General features: G+C 33.6%; 1 protein-coding gene. It reads left to right on the top strand.

Annotated features, from left to right (window positions below; all coding sequences use genetic code 11):
• Positions 1–287 precede the first annotated feature (287 nt).
• Complete coding sequence (locus Q0200_RS05285; RefSeq protein WP_297938651.1) at positions 288–1,040, top strand: IS1595 family transposase; 753 nt, start codon at positions 288–290, stop codon at positions 1,038–1,040.
• Positions 1,041–1,178: the final 138 nt, after the last annotated feature.

Here is a 1,178-nt window from a genome sequence, read left to right on the forward strand (position 1 = left end):
TCGTTTTAGTAAGCTCAGCAAATTCGTCTCTATCTATTCCTGCTTCTTTAAGTTTTAATAAAAACTCATCGTAATTCATTATGTGCCTTAATTATATATTAACGTATTATACAATATTTCTTAATTTAAAAGCAAGTAAATTTAGCTAAATAACTTATAGTATTTTAAGTAATATTTATGTATAATACATATATTAAAAATAAAAATACATAAAAGGCTTAAAAATGTCCCAACACTTCCTTCTCTCATCTAAAGCTAGAACAATCTCCGTTAGAAAGATAGCCTCAATGAGCGAGAAAGAATGTTACGAATATTTTAAATCTATTCGTTGGAGCGATAATAAAGGCAGTCCTATTTGTCCAAGTTGCGGAAGCGCATCGTCTCGCTACTTTATAGAGAGTAGATTGCAATATCGCTGCAAGGATTGCTTTCATACCTTTAGCGTTACAAGCGAAACTATATTTCACTCTCATAATCTTGATTTTAAAGTTATACTTCTTGCTATCGTTATATTTTCTAATGCTACCAAAGGAATTTCAGCCTTACAGCTTAGTAGAGATTTAGACGTTCAATATAAAACGGCTTGGGTCTTATCACATAAAATAAGAGAAAGTCTTATGGAACGTAATTTAGACGAAAAACTTAGCGGAGTAGTCGAAATGGACGGAGTATACGTCGGAAACTATATAAAACCCGCTAACAATATAAAAGATAGAATAGATAGACGAAAAGCTTTTAAGCCTAATAAACGAGTTATCATATCGCTTAGAGAAAGAAATCTACTTGGAAGCGGAGCAGGTAAAACTAAGACCTTTATATTAAGAAGCGAGAATAACGTAGATATAAAAGCTATCGCTAAATCGCATATTGCGCCAAACAGCGAAATTCACACCGATGAAAATTCGGCTTACGACGATTTGTTAGCTCATTACGACTTAAAAAGGGTAAATCACCAAATAGAGTATTCGGGACTAAACGGAGAGAATAACAATCAATCGGAAAGCTTTAACGCTAGATTTAGACGTTTGCAGTACGGTTAATGCCATAAACTAGGAACGCTTTACTTATCAAACTACGCAAACGAGATTGCTTACCGCGAAGATACTAGAAGGCTAGATAATAAAGCAATAATGGACGATATTTTATCAAGATGCCTAGCCGACAACTCAATATCCAGT

This window comes from uncultured Campylobacter sp., assembly GCF_938045225.1.
Lineage (GTDB): Bacteria > Campylobacterota > Campylobacteria > Campylobacterales > Campylobacteraceae > Campylobacter_A.

Bases quoted from the DNA above. Each gene is read 5' to 3' on its own strand.
- Q0200_RS05285 (WP_297938651.1), top strand. From the start codon at position 288: ATGAGCGAGAAAGAATGTTACGAATATTTTAAATCTATTCGTTGGAGC.